17 protein-coding genes are annotated in these 17,865 nt (G+C 59.0%); 5 read left to right on the top strand and 12 right to left on the bottom strand.

Going from position 1 to position 17,865, the window contains the following annotated elements:
• Nucleotides 1–2: 2 nt before the first annotated feature.
• Genes ACFWW4_RS18925 through ACFWW4_RS18915 form a run of 3 tightly spaced genes read right to left on the bottom strand, consistent with a single transcriptional unit; the run spans nt 3 to nt 3,324 of the window.
• Nucleotides 3–2,096, bottom strand: coding sequence for an intermembrane transport protein PqiB (locus tag ACFWW4_RS18925; RefSeq protein ID WP_411892286.1), 2,094 nt, complete (start codon nt 2,094–2,096; stop codon nt 3–5).
• A complete protein-coding gene (locus ACFWW4_RS18920; protein WP_411892315.1) occupies nt 2,093–2,725 on the bottom strand; it encodes a paraquat-inducible protein A in 633 nt (210 codons plus the stop codon). The genes ACFWW4_RS18925 and ACFWW4_RS18920 overlap by 4 nt, the downstream gene beginning before the upstream one ends.
• The gene (locus ACFWW4_RS18915; RefSeq protein WP_411892285.1) at nt 2,695–3,324 is read right to left on the bottom strand and encodes a paraquat-inducible protein A; all 630 of its coding nucleotides are present in this window, start codon (nt 3,322–3,324) and stop codon (nt 2,695–2,697) included. The genes ACFWW4_RS18920 and ACFWW4_RS18915 overlap by 31 nt, the downstream gene beginning before the upstream one ends.
• A 115-nt stretch (nt 3,325–3,439) precedes the next feature.
• Between ACFWW4_RS18915 and ACFWW4_RS18910 the strand changes: the two genes are divergently transcribed.
• The 4 genes from ACFWW4_RS18910 (at nt 3,440) to ACFWW4_RS18895 (ending at nt 7,158) form a co-directional block, all read left to right on the top strand.
• Entirely contained in the window at nt 3,440–4,126 is a 687-nt protein-coding gene (locus ACFWW4_RS18910) for a fumarylacetoacetate hydrolase family protein (protein WP_411892284.1), read from the top strand.
• A gap of 98 nt (nt 4,127–4,224) precedes the next feature.
• Entirely contained in the window at nt 4,225–5,256 is a 1,032-nt protein-coding gene (locus ACFWW4_RS18905; RefSeq protein WP_411892283.1) for a TRAP transporter substrate-binding protein, read from the top strand.
• A 55-nt stretch (nt 5,257–5,311) separates the two neighbouring features.
• The gene (locus ACFWW4_RS18900) at nt 5,312–5,851 is read left to right on the top strand and encodes a TRAP transporter small permease (RefSeq protein ID WP_411892282.1); all 540 of its coding nucleotides are present in this window, start codon (nt 5,312–5,314) and stop codon (nt 5,849–5,851) included.
• On the top strand, nt 5,848–7,158 hold the full coding sequence (locus ACFWW4_RS18895) for a TRAP transporter large permease (protein ID WP_411892281.1): 1,311 nt from the start codon (nt 5,848–5,850) through the stop codon (nt 7,156–7,158). The genes ACFWW4_RS18900 and ACFWW4_RS18895 overlap by 4 nt, the downstream gene beginning before the upstream one ends.
• 59 nt (nt 7,159–7,217) lie before the next feature.
• On the opposite strand, the gene ACFWW4_RS18890 is transcribed toward ACFWW4_RS18895, so the two are convergent.
• Nucleotides 7,218–8,846 carry an alpha-D-glucose phosphate-specific phosphoglucomutase gene (locus ACFWW4_RS18890; RefSeq protein ID WP_411892280.1) on the bottom strand — a complete coding sequence of 543 codons (1,629 nt, stop codon included), beginning with the start codon at nt 8,844–8,846 and terminating at the stop codon, nt 7,218–7,220.
• A 15-nt stretch (nt 8,847–8,861) separates the two neighbouring features.
• On the bottom strand, nt 8,862–9,515 hold the full coding sequence (locus tag ACFWW4_RS18885) for a sugar transporter (RefSeq protein WP_411892314.1): 654 nt from the start codon (nt 9,513–9,515) through the stop codon (nt 8,862–8,864).
• Nucleotides 9,516–9,708: 193 nt separating this feature from the next.
• Between ACFWW4_RS18885 and ACFWW4_RS18880 the strand changes: the two genes are divergently transcribed.
• Nucleotides 9,709–10,614 (top strand): YihY/virulence factor BrkB family protein, encoded by a 906-nt coding sequence (locus ACFWW4_RS18880; protein ID WP_393927011.1) that lies wholly within the window; start codon nt 9,709–9,711, stop codon nt 10,612–10,614.
• Here the strand turns inward: ACFWW4_RS18880 and ACFWW4_RS18875 are convergent.
• The 7 genes from ACFWW4_RS18875 to ACFWW4_RS18845 all read right to left on the bottom strand — a co-directional run bounded on the left by ACFWW4_RS18875 (nt 10,588) and on the right by ACFWW4_RS18845 (nt 17,489).
• A complete protein-coding gene (locus tag ACFWW4_RS18875; RefSeq protein ID WP_411892279.1) occupies nt 10,588–10,941 on the bottom strand; it encodes a DUF1304 domain-containing protein in 354 nt (117 codons plus the stop codon). The genes ACFWW4_RS18880 and ACFWW4_RS18875 overlap by 27 nt on opposite strands.
• Nucleotides 10,942–10,962: 21 nt before the next feature.
• Nucleotides 10,963–11,721 (bottom strand): SDR family NAD(P)-dependent oxidoreductase, encoded by a 759-nt coding sequence (locus ACFWW4_RS18870; RefSeq protein ID WP_411892278.1) that lies wholly within the window; start codon nt 11,719–11,721, stop codon nt 10,963–10,965.
• Between the two features lie 296 nt (nt 11,722–12,017).
• Complete coding sequence (locus tag ACFWW4_RS18865; RefSeq protein WP_411892277.1) at nt 12,018–12,623, bottom strand: histidine phosphatase family protein; 606 nt, start codon at nt 12,621–12,623, stop codon at nt 12,018–12,020.
• Nucleotides 12,623–13,681 carry an ABC transporter ATP-binding protein gene (locus ACFWW4_RS18860; RefSeq protein ID WP_411892276.1) on the bottom strand — a complete coding sequence of 353 codons (1,059 nt, stop codon included), beginning with the start codon at nt 13,679–13,681 and terminating at the stop codon, nt 12,623–12,625. The genes ACFWW4_RS18865 and ACFWW4_RS18860 overlap by 1 nt, the downstream gene beginning before the upstream one ends.
• 6 nt (nt 13,682–13,687) lie before the next feature.
• Complete coding sequence (locus tag ACFWW4_RS18855; RefSeq protein ID WP_411892275.1) at nt 13,688–15,433, bottom strand: ABC transporter permease; 1,746 nt, start codon at nt 15,431–15,433, stop codon at nt 13,688–13,690.
• A gap of 71 nt (nt 15,434–15,504) precedes the next feature.
• Nucleotides 15,505–16,626 carry an ABC transporter substrate-binding protein gene (locus ACFWW4_RS18850; protein WP_411892274.1) on the bottom strand — a complete coding sequence of 374 codons (1,122 nt, stop codon included), beginning with the start codon at nt 16,624–16,626 and terminating at the stop codon, nt 15,505–15,507.
• A gap of 26 nt (nt 16,627–16,652) precedes the next feature.
• Nucleotides 16,653–17,489, bottom strand: a complete 837-nt coding sequence (locus ACFWW4_RS18845) for a MurR/RpiR family transcriptional regulator (protein WP_411892273.1) — start codon at nt 17,487–17,489, stop codon at nt 16,653–16,655.
• Nucleotides 17,490–17,865 lie beyond the last annotated feature (376 nt).

The following is a 17,865-nucleotide window of genomic DNA, read 5'->3' as shown; positions in this document are numbered from 1 at the left end:
GGCTACCGTCCTGTGAGCAATGAATTGGGGTTGCGCTGGATCGCGCGGGCAAGCGCCGATACCGCGTCCGCCGCCGTCTGGATGTCGCGCAATGTCGCCAGCGTCTCGGCGCTGAACCGCGACCGTTCGCTGTAGCTGTTTACCACAGCGCGGGTTTCGGTCACCAGCTGGTTGGCGCGCTCGGACAGGGCGGGCAGGCCGCTGACCGATTGTTCAATCGCCTGTGCGGCCTCATTTGCCGATGCCAGTGCTGCGTTGACGTTTTCAATGGCCCCGCCTTCGCGTACCTCTTCCAGAAAGCCGCGCATTTCGTCCAGCGCACCGTTCAGCGATGCGGGCAGGGCGGCTGCATCCTCGCTACCGACCAGACGGTCGATGGAGGCCAGCGTATCGGTCGCTGTTTCCACCAGATCTTCGATGGCCAGCGCGTTGGCCTTGGCGGTCAGTGCCTCGATCTGTGTGATCAGCTCTGGCAGGTTTTCGGTGGCCAGTTCGATATTGGCTGCGGCTGCCGCCGTGGTCTGAATGGCCGCATCTAGGTCTGCAACGATGTCAGCCTCTGCGGTGCTGGTGACGATGGCGTCGATATCGTTGATCACCTTGCGCAGATCGCCGGGCACGGCCTGCACATCATCGGAGGCAACGAGCGCGCGCGCTTCATCGAGTAGCGCAACCAGCGATGCCGGTGCGGCGCGCGTGCTTTCGTCATTGGCGACACGCTCAATACTGTCCATCATGTCGATGGCACCTTGCATCAACTCTTCAACCGGCAGGTCGTTGATGCGTTGCAGCACGCCTTCGGCCGTTGCCGCCACGTCAGAAATTTGAGAGTCAGTCGTGGGAATGACCGGGTACTGGCCAGAGGCCTGGGTGACGATCGCTGGCAGTGCATCCTCGATCTGGACCAGTTCGACGACCAGCGTGCCGGACAGGATATTGCCTGTCACCATTCGGGCGCGCAAACCGCGGGCCACAAAATCGGACAGGAGCGCCAGCGCATCCTCCGGGGTCGACTCCGGGCTCATCCCAAGGCGCGATGGCTGGATGTCGAGCACTGCCTGAAGCCGCACCTGCGCGCTTGCACCTTCGCCCACAACGATGGCGTTCAACTGGTCAACCTCGCCGATCTGGATCCCCTGAAACCGTACTTCTGATCCTTTGGTCAGCCCTGTCACTGATTGTTCAAACAGGACCGCAACCTGAAGTGATGCGGCGTTGGGGTCAGTAAACAGGCTGTCGCGGGCCGATTGTTCGTCAGGGTATATGTCAAATGTCTGACCGTCGCGGATCGCCTGACCGCCGGAGACAACTGTGTCAAAAGCGATGCCACCTTCGATTAGCGAGGCGATGGAGCTGACGTCGAGCGATACGCCACCGGCCCCAAAGGACACGCTGAACCCGGATGTATCCCAGAACCGCGTGCTGGAAGTAATGCGCCTGTCATATGGGCTTTCGATAAAGGCCGAGACGACGACCTGATTGCCGTCAAAGGACAATTCTGGCTGTTCCAGATAACCCACCTGCAAGCCCTTGTGCAGAACCGGTGCACCCGCCGTGATCGACCCGCCATCGCCGGTGCGCAATACCACCGATGTGCCACGCTGGCCGGCCCGGGTCAGGATTGCCTCTTCATTGCCGACGAATTCGTATTGGGCCACATCGGGATCAGTGTCCCAATTGCCTTCGATATAGACGCCGGACAGCACAGTCTCTAACCCCGTGATCCCGCGCACCGACACATCCGGGCGGACCACCCAAAAGACCGCGTCGTCATCCAGATAGGGGGCGACGGTTTTGTCGATGCGCGCATGAACCAGCACGTCCGTCAGGCCATCGGCGAATTCGACATCTTCCACTTCGCCCACGGTCACGTCGCGATACTTGATCACCGTTTCACCGGCTGTAATCCCGGATGCGTTTTCAAAGCTGATGGTGATCAGCGTGCCGCGATCCTGATAATTCTGCCAAGCGGCCCAAAGCGATATGGACAAGGCCGCTATCGGCACCAGCCAGACCAGCGACAGCCGTTTCCACATCGGCTGTTTGACAGGCCGCACGTCAAGCGGGGCAGGCCGTGGGGCTGGGGTATCAGTCATTCTGCGGTCCTGTTTACATCCCAGATCATGCGGGAATCAAAGCTTTGTGCCGACAGCATGGTGAAAATGACCGAAAGAGCAAAGCTGACGGCGGCAATGCCCGGATTGATTGTGGCAATCGTGTTGAGTTGCACCAATGCCGACAGGATTGCAACGACAAACACGTCAATCATTGACCAGCGCCCAATGAATTCAACCACTTCATAAGCCTTGTGGCGTTGATGCTGATTGTCCTGCGATCCGCGTTGGACGCTGATCGCCAGATAGCCGATCGCCAGGAATTTCCCGATTGGAATGACAACCGATGCGACAAAAACGATGATAGCTATGCCGATTGAGCCATACTCGATCAACTCGACGACACCGCCGATGATCGTGCTTTCGCTGCGTTCAACCAGGGTAGAGGTCAGCAGCATCGGATAGATATTGGCCGGGATATACGCAATCATCCCGGCAAACAGCCACGCCCAGACCCTTTGCAGGCTTTCGGTGTCCCGGCTTTGCAACCGCCCATCGCAGCGTTTGCAATAAAGCGAATCTTGGGCATGGACCTGCCCGCAGCGCTGGCAGGCGACCAGACCGGCGTCGCGGGCGGTGATCAGCCCGCCTTCTGTTCCAGCGCTTCCCAAATCGAATACCTGCAAATCAGTTGATCTTTGAGAACGGTGATAACCACCACGCCCGCAAATGCCCAGAAGGCCGGGCCGATTGTCACGGCGGCCATGCCAGCCACCTTGATCAGCGCCACTGTCACACCGACGATGAAAATCTCGGCCATGCTCCAGGGGCGTAATGTTTCGGCCAGTCCGAAGGCCTTGCGCGCGCCAACCCTTATGGGCTGTTCGCGCACCAGCGGCCCAAGCGCATAAATCAACGCGCCGAGCCGGATCAGTGGGATTCCCACGATGAAAAACGCCACCGCAATCGCGAGCGGGATCGCCAGCCCTTCGTCAAAGGCCAGAACCGCGTCGATCACCGATGTCGCATTGTGCAGCCCGCCCGCATCCAGCGTCAGAAATGGGAAACTGATCGCGGCGATCATCATGATGAAGGCGGTTAACGCGAGGCTCAGGATACGCGCAATGGCAGCCGGTTGCGACGTCATCAGAACAATCCCGCAGCGCTGGCAATAGGCCCGTGCATTATCAGGCAGATCGGTTGCCTGATGCAGCGTGTCGCATTGCGGGCAAGCGACCAGATCGTCCAGTGGCGGTAACGCGTCGGGCACGTGAATATCCTTGCAATCCAAAAGGGTTTGCCTGTTATTTGCCCGCAGTATACCCGGGTTGACCATAGATATGCCATCGCCCGCCATCCGACAACTCAACAATGAGAGAGCGCGCATGACCAACACCATTTTCCCGCCGCGCCCGACGCCTGTCATCCCTGTCAAAGGGCGTGATGGATTTCCCGTTGCGCGTATTTTTTGTGTGGGCCGCAACTATGCCGCCCATGCCGCCGAAATGGGGCACGAGGTGGATCGCGAGGCCCCGTTCTATTTCACGAAATCGGCCCATGCGGTGCTGCTGTCAGGACAGCAGATGCCCTATCCGTCGCGCACGTCCGACCTGCATCATGAGATGGAACTGGTGGTCGCCATCGGGGCTGTGGCGCGTGAGGTGCCACCGGATGACGCCATGGAGGCGGTGCTGGGCTATGCCTGCGGCCTGGATATGACCCGCCGTGACCTGCAGGCGCAGGCCAAGGAAAAGCGCAGGCCATGGGACACGGGCAAGGATTTCGAAAATGCGGCCATCATTGCGCCGATCACGCCGAAATCAGATGTGGGCCCGTTGGGTGGTCTGCGTATTCAGTTGACGGTCAACGATCTGGTCACGCAAGAGGCGCATCTGTCCGATATGGTCTGGTCCGTTCCCGAAATCATCGCCGATCTTTCCACGCTTTACACACTGGGTCCCGGCGATTTGATCATGACGGGCACACCTGCGGGTGTCGGACCTGTTGTGCGGGGTGACCGACTTTATGGCACAATCGGCGATCTGGACCCTGTCGAGACGACTATTGTCTAGGCGGCGTCTGCATTTACCACGCGCCGCCGAAAGTGACTTGCACCTGCTGTGCGCTTCGTCCCACTATCGCGGCAGTTTATGATCGAGGGAGGATCACCATGAAAACGACACGCCGCGCCATGCTCGGCCTTATGACGGCTGCCTTGCTGGGCACTAGCGCCGCCGCGCAAGAGGTCACACTGCGCCTGCATCAATTCCTGCCGGCACAGGCAAATGTTCCTGCGCATATTCTGGATGTCTGGGCCGATAAGGTTGAGGCCGACAGCGATGGCCGCATAAAGATCGACCGCTTTCCGGCCATGCAGCTGGGCGGCACGCCGCCACAACTGATCGATCAGGCGATTGACGGGGTGGCCGACATCATCTGGACCGTGGCAGGTTACACGCCCGGCCGTTTCCCGCAGGTCGAAGTGTTCGAACTGCCCTTCATCTCACCTGATGCCGAGGCGACAAGCCGGGCCTATTGGGAACTGGCCGAAGAGCGGATGATGGACACCGAATTTGCCGCCTTCAAGCCGCTGGGTCTGTGGGTGCATGGTCCCGGTGTGATGCATACCAGCCGCCCGATCACCGATGTGGCCGACCTGAACGGTCTGAAGCTGCGTGCGCCGACACGCACCACCACGACGCTGTTTACCGGGCTGGGGGCCACATCCGTGGGCATGCCCGTGCCTGCCGTACCTGAATCGCTGTCCAAAGGCGTGATCGACGGCGCCGTCATCCCGTGGGAGGTTGTCCCGGCCCTGAAAGTGCAGGAGCTGGTCGGCAATCATACTGAGTTTCCGGGTGAGGCGCTTTATACAACGGCGTTTATCTTTGCGATGAACAATGCCGCCTATGACGGGCTGCCCGATGATCTGAAGGCCGTGATCGACGCTAATTCCGGGCTAGAATTTTCGGCCTTTGCAGGCCGGACAATGCAGGAATATGACGCGCCGGGCCGCAAGCTGGCCGAGGAGGCGGGCAACAACATCATCACGTTGAGTGATGAACAGGTTGCCGCATGGAAAGAGGCGGCCCAGCCCACCATCGACAACTGGATCGCGGAGGCTGATGCCGCCGGTATTGATGGTACCGGCCTTTACGAGGCCGCGACCGCGCTGATTGCCAAACATAGCGCCAGCAACTAAACCAATCGCGGCCCCCGGGTACATACCGGGGGCCGTATTGTGTCCGGAGACCCGCGTGCTGCATTTATGGATCGAACGGCTGGCCCGTCTGATGGCGCTTTTGGGCGGCATCGTGCTGTGCCTGCTGGTGTTGGTGGTCTGTGCCAGTGTGTTGGGGCGCGAGGCGAATGCGCTTTCGCATACCGGGTTTCTGGGGAGCGTGGGTAGATGGCTTCTGGATGTGGGTGTCGGGCCGGTCACAGGTGATTTTGAACTGGTCGAGGCGGGCATCGCCTTTGCCATTTTCGCGTTTCTGCCGCTGACCCAGCTGACCGGTTCTCATGCTACGGTGGACATCTTTACCAACGGGATGGGGCCCCGAGCCAACAATACGCTTGCCACGTTCTGGAGCGTAGTGATGGCCGCCGCAATTATCCTGATCACCTGGCGGCTGTTTGTCGGCATGCAGGACAAAATCCGTTATGGTGAAACAACTTACCTGATCCAGTTTCCGATCTGGTGGGCTTATGCCGCCAGTTTCGCCGCCGCAATCACCGCCAGTATCGTCAGCATCTATTGCGCGGTCCTGCGCCTGACGGGGGCGCGCAAGGGATGAGCGATCTTGCCCTTGGCTATCTGTCGTTTCCGGTTCTGCTGGGTCTGATCTTTCTGCGCGCGCCCATTGGGTTGGCCATGCTGATCTGCGGGATTGGTGGTATCTGGCTGGCGACCGACACGACCGTCGTTTTCATGGCCAAGCTGAAGTCAGAGGTCTATTCGACCTTTTCCAGCTACAGCCTGTCGATCATTCCGATGTTTTTGCTGATGGGCCAGTTCGCCACCCTGTCGGGCATGTCGCGGGCGCTGTTCAAGGCGGCAGAGGCGTGGCTGGGCCATCGCAAGGGCGGTATGGCGATGGCGGCTGTCGGTGCCTGTGCCGGGTTCGGGGCGATCTGCGGATCGTCTTTGGCCACCGCCGCCACGATGAGCCGGGTCGCCTTGCCGGAGTTGAAGAAATACGGCTATTCCGGCGGGTTTTCGACGGCGACACTGGCCGCCGGTGGTACGCTGGGCATTCTGATCCCGCCATCGGTGATCCTTGTGATCTATGCGATCCTGACGGAGCAGAATATTGCCAAGCTTTTTGCTGCCGCGTTCATCCCCGGCATTCTGGCCGCACTTGGTTACATGCTGACCATCGCGATCTATGTGCGCCTCTTTCCCGATCAGGCAGGCACGCACCCCCGGCTGCCCTATGGCCGGCGGTTCAAGGCTCTGCTGGCGGTCTGGCCGGTGTTGATCGTTTTTGGTCTGGTCGTGGGCGGTATCTATAACGGTTGGTTCACCCCGACCGAAGGGGCGGCTGTTGGCGCGATGGGGACCGGGTTGATCGCGCTGTTTTCACGGTCGCTGAACTGGGCTGTATTCCGCGACAGTATCCTGCAGACGGCGACCGGCACCGGCATGATCTTTTTCATCGTGCTTGGGGCGGGGTTTTATAATGGGTTTCTGGCGCTGACACAGGTCCCGCAGGAATTATCAGGCTGGGTGACGTCGCAAGGGTTCAGCCCGTGGACCGTGATGGTCATGATCCTGATCTTCTATCTGATCCTTGGCTGTCTGATGGACAGCCTGTCGATGATCCTGCTGACGATCCCGATTTTCTGGCCGGTGATCCAGACGTTGGATTTCGGGATGACGACCGAAGAGGTTGCGATCTGGTTCGGCATTCTGGTGTTGATCGTGGTGGAGGTTGGGTTGATCACCCCGCCGGTGGGGATGAACCTGTTCATTATCAACAACATGGATAAGGAAACGCCGATGGTGGCGACCTATAAATCAGTGCTTTTCTTTGTGGGCTCAGATATCGTGCGGGTCGTGATCCTGATGCTGTTCCCGGTGATCACGCTGATCCTGATCTGAGTACCGGCAATTTTGTTATCGAAGAAAATTGACCAGAATTTTTTCAAAATTCTGGCGGCTCAAGTTTTGACGTCGGGGCTTGTCCGCCCGGTGCGCGTGCTGATTTCGGTGATCAGGTCAGCGGCTTTGATCACATCGGCAAGCGCGTCCTCGGCCTCTTGCTGCAACAGGTCGGGGTTGGTTTCCAGCCGCTCCAGATAGACCCGGATCGTGGCCCCTTGGGTTCCGGTGCCAGAGAGCCTTAGCACAACCCGTGCGCCGCCCTCGAACATGACCCTGATCCCCTGACCGGCGGTATGGCTGCCATCGAGCGGATCGTCATATGCGAATTCGTCAGCCTGGACGACGGTCAGTCCGGCAAAGGTTTGCCCGGCCAATTCAGGCAGTTTCGCGCGTAAATCCGCGACCAGTGTGTTGGCGATATCGCTGTCGACCGCCTCGTAATCGTGACGCGAGTAATAGTTGCGGCCGTAGGTTTGCCAGTGATTGGCCATCAGGTCCGACACCGACTTCCCGGTGGCTGCGATGATGTTGAGCCACATCAGCACGGCCCAGAGTCCATCCTTTTCGCGCACATGGTCCGATCCGGTGCCAGCGCTTTCTTCGCCGCACAGGCTGACCTTGCCGGCGTCCAGAAGGCTGCCGAAGAATTTCCATCCCGTCGGCGTTTCGAAACAGGCGATGCCCTTGGCAGCCGCCACCCTGTCGACAGCGGCAGAGGTCGGCATGGAGCGCGCCACACCAGCCAGACCTTCCGCATAGCCGGGGGCGAGGTGCGCGTGTGCCGCGATGAGCGCAAGGCTGTCAGAGGGTGTCACGTAGGCGCCGCGCCCGACGATCATGTTCCGATCACCATCGCCATCACTGGCGGCGCCGAAATCGGGGGCGTCGGTGCCGGTCATGATGCCCATCAATTCATGCGCCCAGATCGGGTTGGGGTCCGGGTGACCGCCGTTGAAATCGGGCAGGGGGGTGCCGTTGATGACGGTGCCCTCGGGCGCGCCTAGCAGGTTCTGCAGCACATGTTTCGCGTAAGGCCCGGTCACGGCGTGCATCGCGTCGAATACCATGCGGAAGCCACCAGCGAACAAGCCGCGGATCGCATCGAAATCAAACAGCGTCTGCATCAGCGCCGCATAATCGGTGACAGGATCGACAACAGTCACTTTCATATCGCCTAATTGCGTCTCATCAAGTGTGGCGAGGTCTACATCCTGCGCATCCAGCATCTGATAGGATTGCAGGCTTTGGGTCTGGGCAAAGATCGCATCCGTCACCGCCTCGGTTGCCGGGCCGCCATTGGCCATGTTGAATTTCAGGCCAAAGTCAGCATCGATCCCGCCGGGGTTATGGCTGGCCGACAGAATGAAGCCGCCATCGGTTCCGTTCAGCCGGATCAGGTGAGAGGCAGCGGGGGTGGACAGCAACCCGTTCTGTCCGACGATTACCGCCTTGGTCCCATTCGCGGCGGCCATGCGCAGGATCACCTGAATGGCCTCGGCGTTGAAGTAGCGCCCGTCGCCGCCGATCACAAAAGTTTTGCCGGCAGCACCGCCGATCCCGTTCAGGATGGACTGGACATAGTTTTCCAGAAAATGAGGCCCCATGAAATCGCGGGTTTGACGCCGCAGCCCGGATGTGCCTGCCTTCTGGCCCGCAATCGGGGCGGTCTGAACGGTATGGATCATCAAATGCCTCGCAAATTATGCGGGCAGGTTTGGCGCAGGATGGGGTTGGCCGTCAAATGTAAAGTCGCAAGGCAGGGCGTGATCGACAACGCGCTGGGCGTTGGGGATGTCATTGCCTTCGGCCCGGCGGGTGGCCACGGCGCGCGAATGGTTCAGGCTAAGCCAGCGGTGGATTAACCGCGCGCGCAGTTCCGGCATCGGCACGTCAAGACGTGCGGTAACGTCCCAAAGCGGGGCCAGTTCCGACCACGGGGTTTCATCAAACATCAGGTAGTTGCCTTCGACGATCACGAATTCGGCCTCTGGCGGCACGGCGATAGCGCCACCGATGGCGATGTCGCGGGTGCGGTCGAAGATGGGGGCGAAAACCTCTTCCCCGGATTTCAACGCCCGGACCAGCCGGATGAAACCGGGTGCGTCAAAGGTTTCGGGCGCGCCCTTGCGGGGGCGCAGGTCGCGGTCCTCGAGCACGGCATTGTCCAGATGAAACCCGTCCATAGGCACCACGACCGTCTGGCGTTTGCTGACATTCAGGCGGCGCGCCAGTTCAGTCGCCAATGTGGATTTGCCCGAGCCCGGGGCCCCGGTTACGGCGACCAGCGTGCGTGGCGCATGACGCTCAAACAGATCCTCCGCCAACGTGTTGACGTGTTCAGTTAACGTATTCAAAATCTTGCCTGCCAGTTTCGGGCTTTGCCCCGTTTTGCCCGAGGTTAACGCGAAGTCAGCCATTGGGCGACCTATTTTTCACGCGCGGTGACGATTCCTGCCGACACTGTGACCTCAAATGCCCTGAAAAGTGGCAACTGGTGCAACACTGCTCTATCTAACCGCTTGAGCCATGAAAACCTGAGGGGACGGCGTGATACAATTCAGCCTAAAGATATGGCGCATTCTAGTTGCTGTCTGGAATACGGCCAGCGACAAGCATATCGGCCTGATCGCGGCAGGTGTGGCGTTTTTCGGGATGTTTGGCATTTTTCCGGGGATTGCCGCCCTGATCGCGATTTTCGGACTTGTGGCAGATCCAGTCGCGATTTCCGAACAATTGTTGTTGATGGAGGGGATCATCCCGCCTGACGCCTTCAGCCTGCTGGCGGCACAGGTAAACGGTCTGATTACCGCCAGACCTGAAACGTTGGGATGGGCCACGTTGGTGTCAATTACGCTGGCACTTTGGTCCTGTCGGGCGGGCGTCGGTGCATTGATTGGCGGGCTGAACGCCATCGCGGGGCAGCGAATGCGCAATGGTATCTGGCAGATGGCTGTTGCTTTCATGCTGACGGTCGCACTGGTCGCCCTTGGGCTGGTCGCGATGGTCGTGGTGATCGTCCTGCCGATCGTCTTGGCGTTCCTGCCGCTGGCGGCGTCAACCGCATGGTTGTTGGAGGCCGCGCGCTGGCTCATTGCGCTGGGCGTGCTGTTACTGGCGCTCAGCTTGCTGTATCGCTTTGGTCCGGCCCGCATTGGCAGCCGCGGGCGCTGGTTCACGGTGGGGGCGTTTGTGGTCGTAGTGCTGTGGGTCGCGGCGTCTGTCGGGCTGTCCTACTACCTGACCAACTTTGCCAGTTATAATGAGGTTTACGGATCAATCGGGGCGGTGATCGGTCTGCTTTTGTGGCTTTATGTCAGTGCCTATCTGATCCTGCTGGGGGCGGCGCTGAACGTGCAGGTGCATGGCTATGACGTGCCCCCGGAAAAGGGGGACACGTCGTTTCTGGATGAAGGCAAGGATACCGTGTCAGAGCCCGAGCCAGAAAGCGCCTAACGCCAATGCAGCGGGGATGGTCTGGGCCACAAAAGCAGCCTTTGTCGCCGTTATCGCGCCGTAGATGCCCGCGATAACCACACAGACCAGCACAAAGCTGATCAGCGGCGCGCCCGCTTGACCCAGCCAGAGACCATAGATCAACCCTGCCGACAAAAAGCCGTTATAGAGCCCCTGATTGGCGGCCAACACCCGGCTTTCGGCGGCAAATTCCGGCGTTGTCCCGAAAACCTTGCGGGTGCGCGGGGCCTCCCATCGGAACATCTCGAGCACCAGAAAATAGGCATGGATCAACGCAACGAGTAGAATGAGGATCGTGGCAATCATGGTGCATCTCCTTTTGTGGTGTCAGACCTGACCGCCGGAAATCTCGACTGTTTGTCCGTTGAAGCTCCGCGCCCCGTCAGAACAAAGCCACATCAGCGCTGATGTGGTTTCATCAACCGCGAGCAGATTGCGGCTGCGGTTGCCCTTGGCAATCGCATCGATCGCGCCCTGTTCATCGACGCCGAACCGTTTCATCAGGCCGGGGAGCTGGTTGCGCACGATATCGGTGTCCACATAGCCCGGGCAGAGCGCGTTGAAGGTGATGGGGCGCTTCATGTATTCCTCGGAGAGCCCATGGATCAGCCCGATAACGGCGTGTTTGCTGGCGGTGTAGGGGATGGCGTTTTTCAGCCCCCGGACCCCGGCAATGGAGCTGATCACGATCATGCGGCCCGTATCGTTGGGGCCGAGCGTCGCCAGTGCGGCCTGCAGCGTCAGAAACACACCGTCGAGATTGGTGGACATCATGCGGCGCCAATCGGCGAGGGTGGTATCGCCAAAGGGTTTGCCTTCGGCGATGCCTGCATTGGCGATGCAGATCTGCACAGGGCCTCGACTTGCTGCGGCCTGAGCAACGCCATCGCGCACCGATGCCTCTTCCGCCACATCCATCACGAGGGCGTGCAGGCGCGGGTTGAGCGCTGCGACCTCTTCCAGCTTATCAGCCCGGCGACCGGTGATCGTGACCTCGGCCCCGGCCTCGGCCAGCGCGATGGCGATGCCCTTGCCGATCCCGGTGCCGCCACCGGTGACGAGCGCGTGTTTTCCTGCATGTTCCATGAAAGCCTCCTCCGTTTATGGTGATGCTACAGGGGCAGGCGGGATCGGCAAGGGGCGTGGCGTTCTGACCTGACGTCGGGATAATTGTTATGTGGAATGTCGCGTATCTTTGATATTGCCCGGAATGTCTTCTGAAATTAGACAGATGGTCCCGTCACGCCATGCTGCGCCAGGTTTCGCGCGTTTCTGTCTTAGGGGTAAACACAGCGGACCTTCCAGTCATACATCTATCGCCCGATGACTGGTTCGAGTAGTTCCAACGACATCTGTTATTAGATACTCTGCTTTCTGGCCAATCAGTCCGGTGCCCCGAAATCGAGGCTTGTCGGCCGGTAGTTGAAGAGCTCAAGCCGGTGTGGCTTGCCATTCCCGTTCTCCAGCCGCAATGCAGTCAAACTTGCCGGGGCGACGGGGATGATGCTGGCCGGTTGCAGGTCAAGGAAGCGCTGTAGGATCGCGCGGATGACCCCGCCATGACAGGCGACCAGCAGGTTAGTGCACGGGGTCTCTGCTTCACTGCGTATCACGGCGGTGACTCGGTCGGCAAACGCCTCCCATGGCTCTCCTCCCGGCGGTGTGCCGGTGCCTGCGCGCCAGGCCAGATAGGCAGCCTCATCTTCTGCGATGATGTCGGCAGTTGTGCGGCCCGTCCAGTCGCCCACGTCAATCTCGCGAAGGTCACGGATCGGGGTCGCGTCAGGCGCACCGATCCGCGCTGCCGTTTCACGCACCCGTTCAAGGTCAGAGGTGATGGCGCGACAGGGTTTGAGCCCGTCAATCGTGGTGCGCAAGGCGTCCGCTTGGCTACGCCCTGTTTCTGAAAGCGCGATATCTGCCTGACCTTGCAGGCGGTGGGTGGCATTCCATTGTGATTGCCCATGTCTTACCAGAAGAATACGCATCAGCCGATCCTTTCGCCGTCAAGAGCGAACCAGCATTGCGGTTCAGCAGGAAGTTCAAATTGCACGGTATCACCAATCCGCGCACTATCTGCACGATCCACGATGGCGGTCAATCGCAGATCCTTTGACAGCCCTGTGACCATTGTGCGCCCTGCGATGGCGCTGACCTCGACCAATTCCATGGGCAGCGTTCGTTCGTTTGGTTGGTCAGTGATGTGCATCGCCTCTGCACGGTACATGGCCAGACATTCATCGGCAGGCGGACTCAGCGCCATATTGCGGCCACCAACCTTGTAGCCACTGCCGTTCTTGGCCACGGGAATGATATTGTTGGGCGGTGTGCCAACGAATGTCGCGACAAAGGCCGTTTGGGGCTGATCGATCAGGTCCGCAGGGCTACCGAATTGCTGAACCCGTCCCTCGTTCATGACGGCCACATGGCTGGCCATTGTCATCGCCTCAATCTGGTCGTGCGTGACATAGACTGTGGTTGCTCCGGTGGCGCGGTGAAGACGCATGAGTTCGGTCCGCATCTCGACCCGCAATTTGGCATCCAGATTTGACAAAGGTTCATCGAAGAGCAGAACACTTGGCTTGGGTGCGATGGTGCGGGCGATGGCCACGCGCTGCTGTTGGCCGCCTGATATCTCGTTAGGGTAGCGGTCAGCCAATGCATGGATGTCGAGAAGTTTGAGCACCTCATCAACACGGGCTTGTCGATCGGATGCGGGCATCTTTGCGACCTTAAGCGGCCATTCCACATTGCCCCGTACTGACATATGTGGCCACAACGCATAGGATTGAAACACAAGGCCGGAGTTTCGTTTTGCCGGATCAACAGACCAACTTTGATCGCCATCCGACACAACCTGTTCGTCAAATATGATCTGCCCGGCGCTTGGCAGTTCAAGCCCGGCCAGCATCCGCAGCAATGTTGTCTTGCCGCAACCCGATGGCCCCAAAAGCACAAGAAACGCGCCGTCAGGCACCGAAATCGAAACATCTTTGACGGCGGTGAAATCGCCAAAGCGTTTGGTGAGGTTTTTGATGTCAAGCATAGGTCTTCAATCCTTCAGCCAGGGCTGCGATTTCGCCTGCAGGCGGTTTGCGATCAGTGTCGCCACGATTGAGATGGTCAAGATCACAACAGTGATCGCATTGGCGAATTGTCCAAATCCTTCTGATGCGTAGCGATAGGCCAACACGGACAGCACCGGCATGGTCGGTGTGAACAGCAACACCACAAGCGACAGATCACGGATAATTTTGACAAAGATCAGAATACCGCCAGCAGCCAACCCCCGGATGGCAAGTGGCACTGTGATCGCGCCAAGTCTGCGCAGAAAACCAGCGCCGGTCAGGCGCGCGCTTTCCTCAAGCTCTCCACCGACCTGCTGGATCACAGCACGTCCCGTCTGCACCGAAAACGGCAGCAGATAAGCCGTACCCGCGATGACCAGCAATGCAAAGGTGCCATAAAGCGCCGGAAACGGCCCGATCGGTGCGCCGAGATAGGCGATATAGGCCGCGCCGAACGCGATGCCGGGCACGAGCAGTGGCAGGAAGCTGATCTGGGTGATTGCGGCAGAGGCCCAGCCTTCGCGATAACGCGCGGTCGTATAAGACGCCAGCAGACCCACAATCATGCCGGTGAAAGCCACGGCCAGACCCAACGACAATGTCACCATAAGCGCGCGCACAATATCAGCGTTATAGACGATACCCGGAACGCCCTGTGCAAAGGAGGGGTTGCTGGCGCCGATCCAGTAATGCGCTGTCCAGCCTGAAAACAGGTTGGCCGATGATGGGGCAAAGCTGGATGCCAGCAGCACGATCACCGGCACCACAGTCGATGCCAGCAAGAACACCATCGCGACAGCAAAGAGCGGCCAGCGCGCACCGCGCAGATCAAACCGCTTGGCCCGCCCGCCCTTGCCGGTGATGGTGGCGTATGACCGGCGGCCCGACACAACGCGGTTGCCCGCCCAGAGAAAAATGCCTGAAATGATGACCAAAAGAATGCCAATGACGTAACCACGTCCGACCTGTCCCACTTCGATCATTCCAAAAAGGCGGGTCGACAATGTTTGCATCCGCACAGGCAGGCCCAAAAGTGCTGGGGTGGCGAAATTCGATACAGCACCGGCAAAACAAAGCGATCCTGCCGCCACCAATGCGGGGGTTGTGACCGGCAGGATGATCCCCATCAGAATGCGCCGCCCCTTGGCGCCTACAATCTGTGCTGCTTCGACAAGATCGGAATTCACCGTGGCCAGCGCGGCAGCGATAATCGTGAAGGCCAGGCTGAAGTAATGCAGCGTCAACACGATCAGTGTCGGCACCATGCCCCAGGCCAACCAGTCGGGCACGTCAAAGCCCAAGCCCTGAAACCAGCCGATCTGCCCGCCCACACGATCATTGCGAAACAGGGTGCCCCAAGCCAGGGCGGCTGCAAAGGACGGGATCATGAAAGGCAATGTCGCCATCACCCCAATGGTCCGTCGATAGGGGACGTTGGTCATGACCACCAACCATGCAAGAAACCCGCCAAGCAGCACGCAGCCGGTGCTGACAATCAACCCGATCAGCAGCGTGTTCTTGAGCGGTTTGTAGAACAGGTTCGTGGACAGCCTGCCCGACAGCACATCACCCCAGGCCCCGATCACATCAGGGCGAAGCGTAAACAAAACCGTGCGGATCAGCGGCAGCACGATCAGCGCGATCAGCAACAGCAACACGACGATCTTGAGAACCGTACCCTGCTTGAAAAAGACCCGTTGTCCCTGACGGCTCATGGCGATATCAGCCATTCGGTGACCCTTGCGATGTATGATGAGGCAGATGCAGAGGGGGGCAAATGAATGCCCCCTTCAGAGTTGCATTACTGTAGCGTCAGGACAAGATCGCCGATTTCGGCGCGGATCTTGGCTGTTTCAGCCGGGGCGACGCGCCAAGCGGTGAAGTCATCCAGTGGCACCGCATCTGGATGCGGTGGAATATCCGTCCGGGTGACGTAGTCTCCCGCGACATAAAACGGGGCGAGGCCCGGTCCGCCAGTCTCTGTCTCGTCACCCATCAAAAAGTCGATCACCAGACGGGCCGCGGCCGGGTTGTTCGGCTCTGCAGTCAGGGCCAGTACCGCCGGAAAGATGATACCCGGTGCGGGTGCCACATCATTGGCAACCTGCAATGCCCAACTCTCTTCTTCGTTGTCGCGGCGATCAGAGTAGCTGGTAAATCCAACCGGTGGATTATCCTGCCCCAATCCGCCTACTGCGGCATTCACATCATCGGTCGAGCCCACAAGGATCACATCATTTGCGAAAAGATCCATAATGAACTTTTCACCTGCATTCGCAGCGCCATCCAAGTCGATGACTTCACCAAACTCGGCCTCATATGCTGCAGCCATCTCATCGGAGCGCAACACAATCTCGGTCATCAGATCAAGGTAGTCGCCGCGCTGTAGCGGATCGACCATAACCACACGGCCCGCCCATTCATCGCGTGTCAGATCCCAGAGCGAGTCGACCGGCGCACCATCAGGGTTGGCTTCTTCGTTATACATCAGCACTTTTGTGGACAGTCGCTGTGCCAGCAAAGGTGATTGAAATTCAGCTGGTACGCGATCCGTCACGCGGGGCGGCACATAAGGTGCGATGATCCCGGGTGCCAGCAGGGCTTCCAACACGACTGGCGCGTCGGATACATAGACGACATCCGCATTGGTGACGCCAGCCTGCGCTTCCGCGCTCAGGCGGGCGATCTGTTCGGTTGATGAGATATCAAAACCCTGCAGATCAATGCCCGGATAGGCGGCCTCGAACGCCGCCTCGACCTTGCCGATCCGGCTGGTGAAAGAATAAACGGTGACCGTCCCTTCCGCCTGCGCGAGCGGCAGCAGTTCTTCTGCCGTCATCGCGTCAAGATCTTGCGCCGCTACAATTGTCGTAGACAGCAAAAGACCGATCGCGCCGAGGCACGTTGTTTTGGTGATACTCATGGTTTCCTCCCGTTATGGCGGTCCGATCAGTCGAACCGTTCAATCAATTGCCCAAGCCGTTCCAGCTCTTGCAGTGATTTATCTTTGTTTTGTGAACCTGCGGCGACAACAATGGCGTTACAGACAGTCATTGGCACCACCAGCGTCTGGAATGAATCCGCGTCTCCACCGCGTGGGGCGCGAAGCAGGTGGTCGGGCTGCGGCGACAAGATTGCACCCCTATTTCCCGAAATCACGATTGTCTCTGTGCCGGCCTCGCGGGCCGTCTGCATCAAGGCTTCATAGCTGCGTGGCGGACGCCGGAAAGCGAAGGTCAGCAAAACATCATTTTCGCGCATACCCAGGGCGCCTTCGGCAAGATGGCGCGGATCACCATCCAGTTGGTGCACATCCTTGCCAAAGCGGCGGAACCGCTTGCTCATCATCAGCGACAGCACCTCAGAGTTACCATAGCCGTAGATGAAAATGCGATCGGCACGGATCAGCCTTTCAGCGACGGTATTGATCTGTTCGGCCGAAATCGCGTTCTCGACCTGTCCCAACGCCTGCGCCTCTTGCAAGGCCAGATTGCCCAGGATGGAATCGGGGGCTGTCCCGTCAAATGTCTTTTCAAATCGCGTTGCAGTCTCGCGTGTGGCGATAAACTCCTCACGTAATGCGTCGCGAAATGCGGCATAGCTGGCATAGCCAAGCTTACGCGCGAGACGGGATGCAGTCGCCTCGTGCACACCGACAGAACCAGCCAGATCGTTTGCCGTCCCCAATGCAACAGCAGTTGGGCTTTCGATTACTGCTTGCACCATGAGCCTCTCGTTTGGCGTCAAGTTTGAGGAGCTTTCCGCGATCTTTTCAAGGACTGACATATGTTGGTCTTTCGTCATGAGTCACATTATGCATGCAATCTTGCACAAGTTTTAACGCTATGCAAGTAATCTTGCGTAAACTTGGTGGTGCATGTAGATTTGCGCTTACCTTGCAATCTTGCAAGTTGTCTTGCATTTGCCGCCAATTCGCCCCAGTTCAAACATTTTGTGGGACCAAAGATACCGCCGGAAACAACCTAGCATGTGTTTCGCCAAGTGAAACCACGCTCTTTTTAACGATGAATTGTAAGGATACAGACAATGACTGTCCCCCTGAAGAAGCGCCTATACGCGTCCACATTTTTGGTCTTAGCAGCGACGACGTTGCCGGCCTTCGCACAGACTGTGACGTTGACGGCGTTGAATGCTGAGATGT

Origin of the sequence: Yoonia sp. SDW83-1 (assembly GCF_046762885.1) — a bacterium.
Classification (GTDB): Bacteria; Pseudomonadota; Alphaproteobacteria; order Rhodobacterales; family Rhodobacteraceae; genus Yoonia.
Note: the sequence above shows the minus strand (reverse complement) of the source record. Positions and strands in the feature narration are given on the sequence as shown.

What these genes read in the sequence shown, in the direction of transcription:
- ACFWW4_RS18925 (WP_411892286.1), bottom strand. Translation starts at nt 2,096, where the DNA reads ATGACTGATACCCCAGCCCCACGGCCTGCCCCGCTTGACGTGCGGCCT.
- ACFWW4_RS18910 (WP_411892284.1), top strand. Translation starts at nt 3,440, where the DNA reads ATGACCAACACCATTTTCCCGCCGCGCCCGACGCCTGTCATCCCTGTC.
- ACFWW4_RS18905 (WP_411892283.1), top strand. Translation starts at nt 4,225, where the DNA reads ATGAAAACGACACGCCGCGCCATGCTCGGCCTTATGACGGCTGCCTTG.
- ACFWW4_RS18895 (WP_411892281.1), top strand. Translation starts at nt 5,848, where the DNA reads ATGAGCGATCTTGCCCTTGGCTATCTGTCGTTTCCGGTTCTGCTGGGT.
- ACFWW4_RS18890 (WP_411892280.1), bottom strand. Translation starts at nt 8,846, where the DNA reads ATGATCCATACCGTTCAGACCGCCCCGATTGCGGGCCAGAAGGCAGGC.
- ACFWW4_RS18875 (WP_411892279.1), bottom strand. Translation starts at nt 10,941, where the DNA reads ATGATTGCCACGATCCTCATTCTACTCGTTGCGTTGATCCATGCCTAT.
- ACFWW4_RS18870 (WP_411892278.1), bottom strand. Translation starts at nt 11,721, where the DNA reads ATGGAACATGCAGGAAAACACGCGCTCGTCACCGGTGGCGGCACCGGG.
- ACFWW4_RS18865 (WP_411892277.1), bottom strand. Translation starts at nt 12,623, where the DNA reads ATGCGTATTCTTCTGGTAAGACATGGGCAATCACAATGGAATGCCACC.
- ACFWW4_RS18860 (WP_411892276.1), bottom strand. Translation starts at nt 13,681, where the DNA reads ATGCTTGACATCAAAAACCTCACCAAACGCTTTGGCGATTTCACCGCC.
- ACFWW4_RS18855 (WP_411892275.1), bottom strand. Translation starts at nt 15,433, where the DNA reads ATGGCTGATATCGCCATGAGCCGTCAGGGACAACGGGTCTTTTTCAAG.
- ACFWW4_RS18850 (WP_411892274.1), bottom strand. Translation starts at nt 16,626, where the DNA reads ATGAGTATCACCAAAACAACGTGCCTCGGCGCGATCGGTCTTTTGCTG.
- ACFWW4_RS18845 (WP_411892273.1), bottom strand. Translation starts at nt 17,489, where the DNA reads ATGTCAGTCCTTGAAAAGATCGCGGAAAGCTCCTCAAACTTGACGCCA.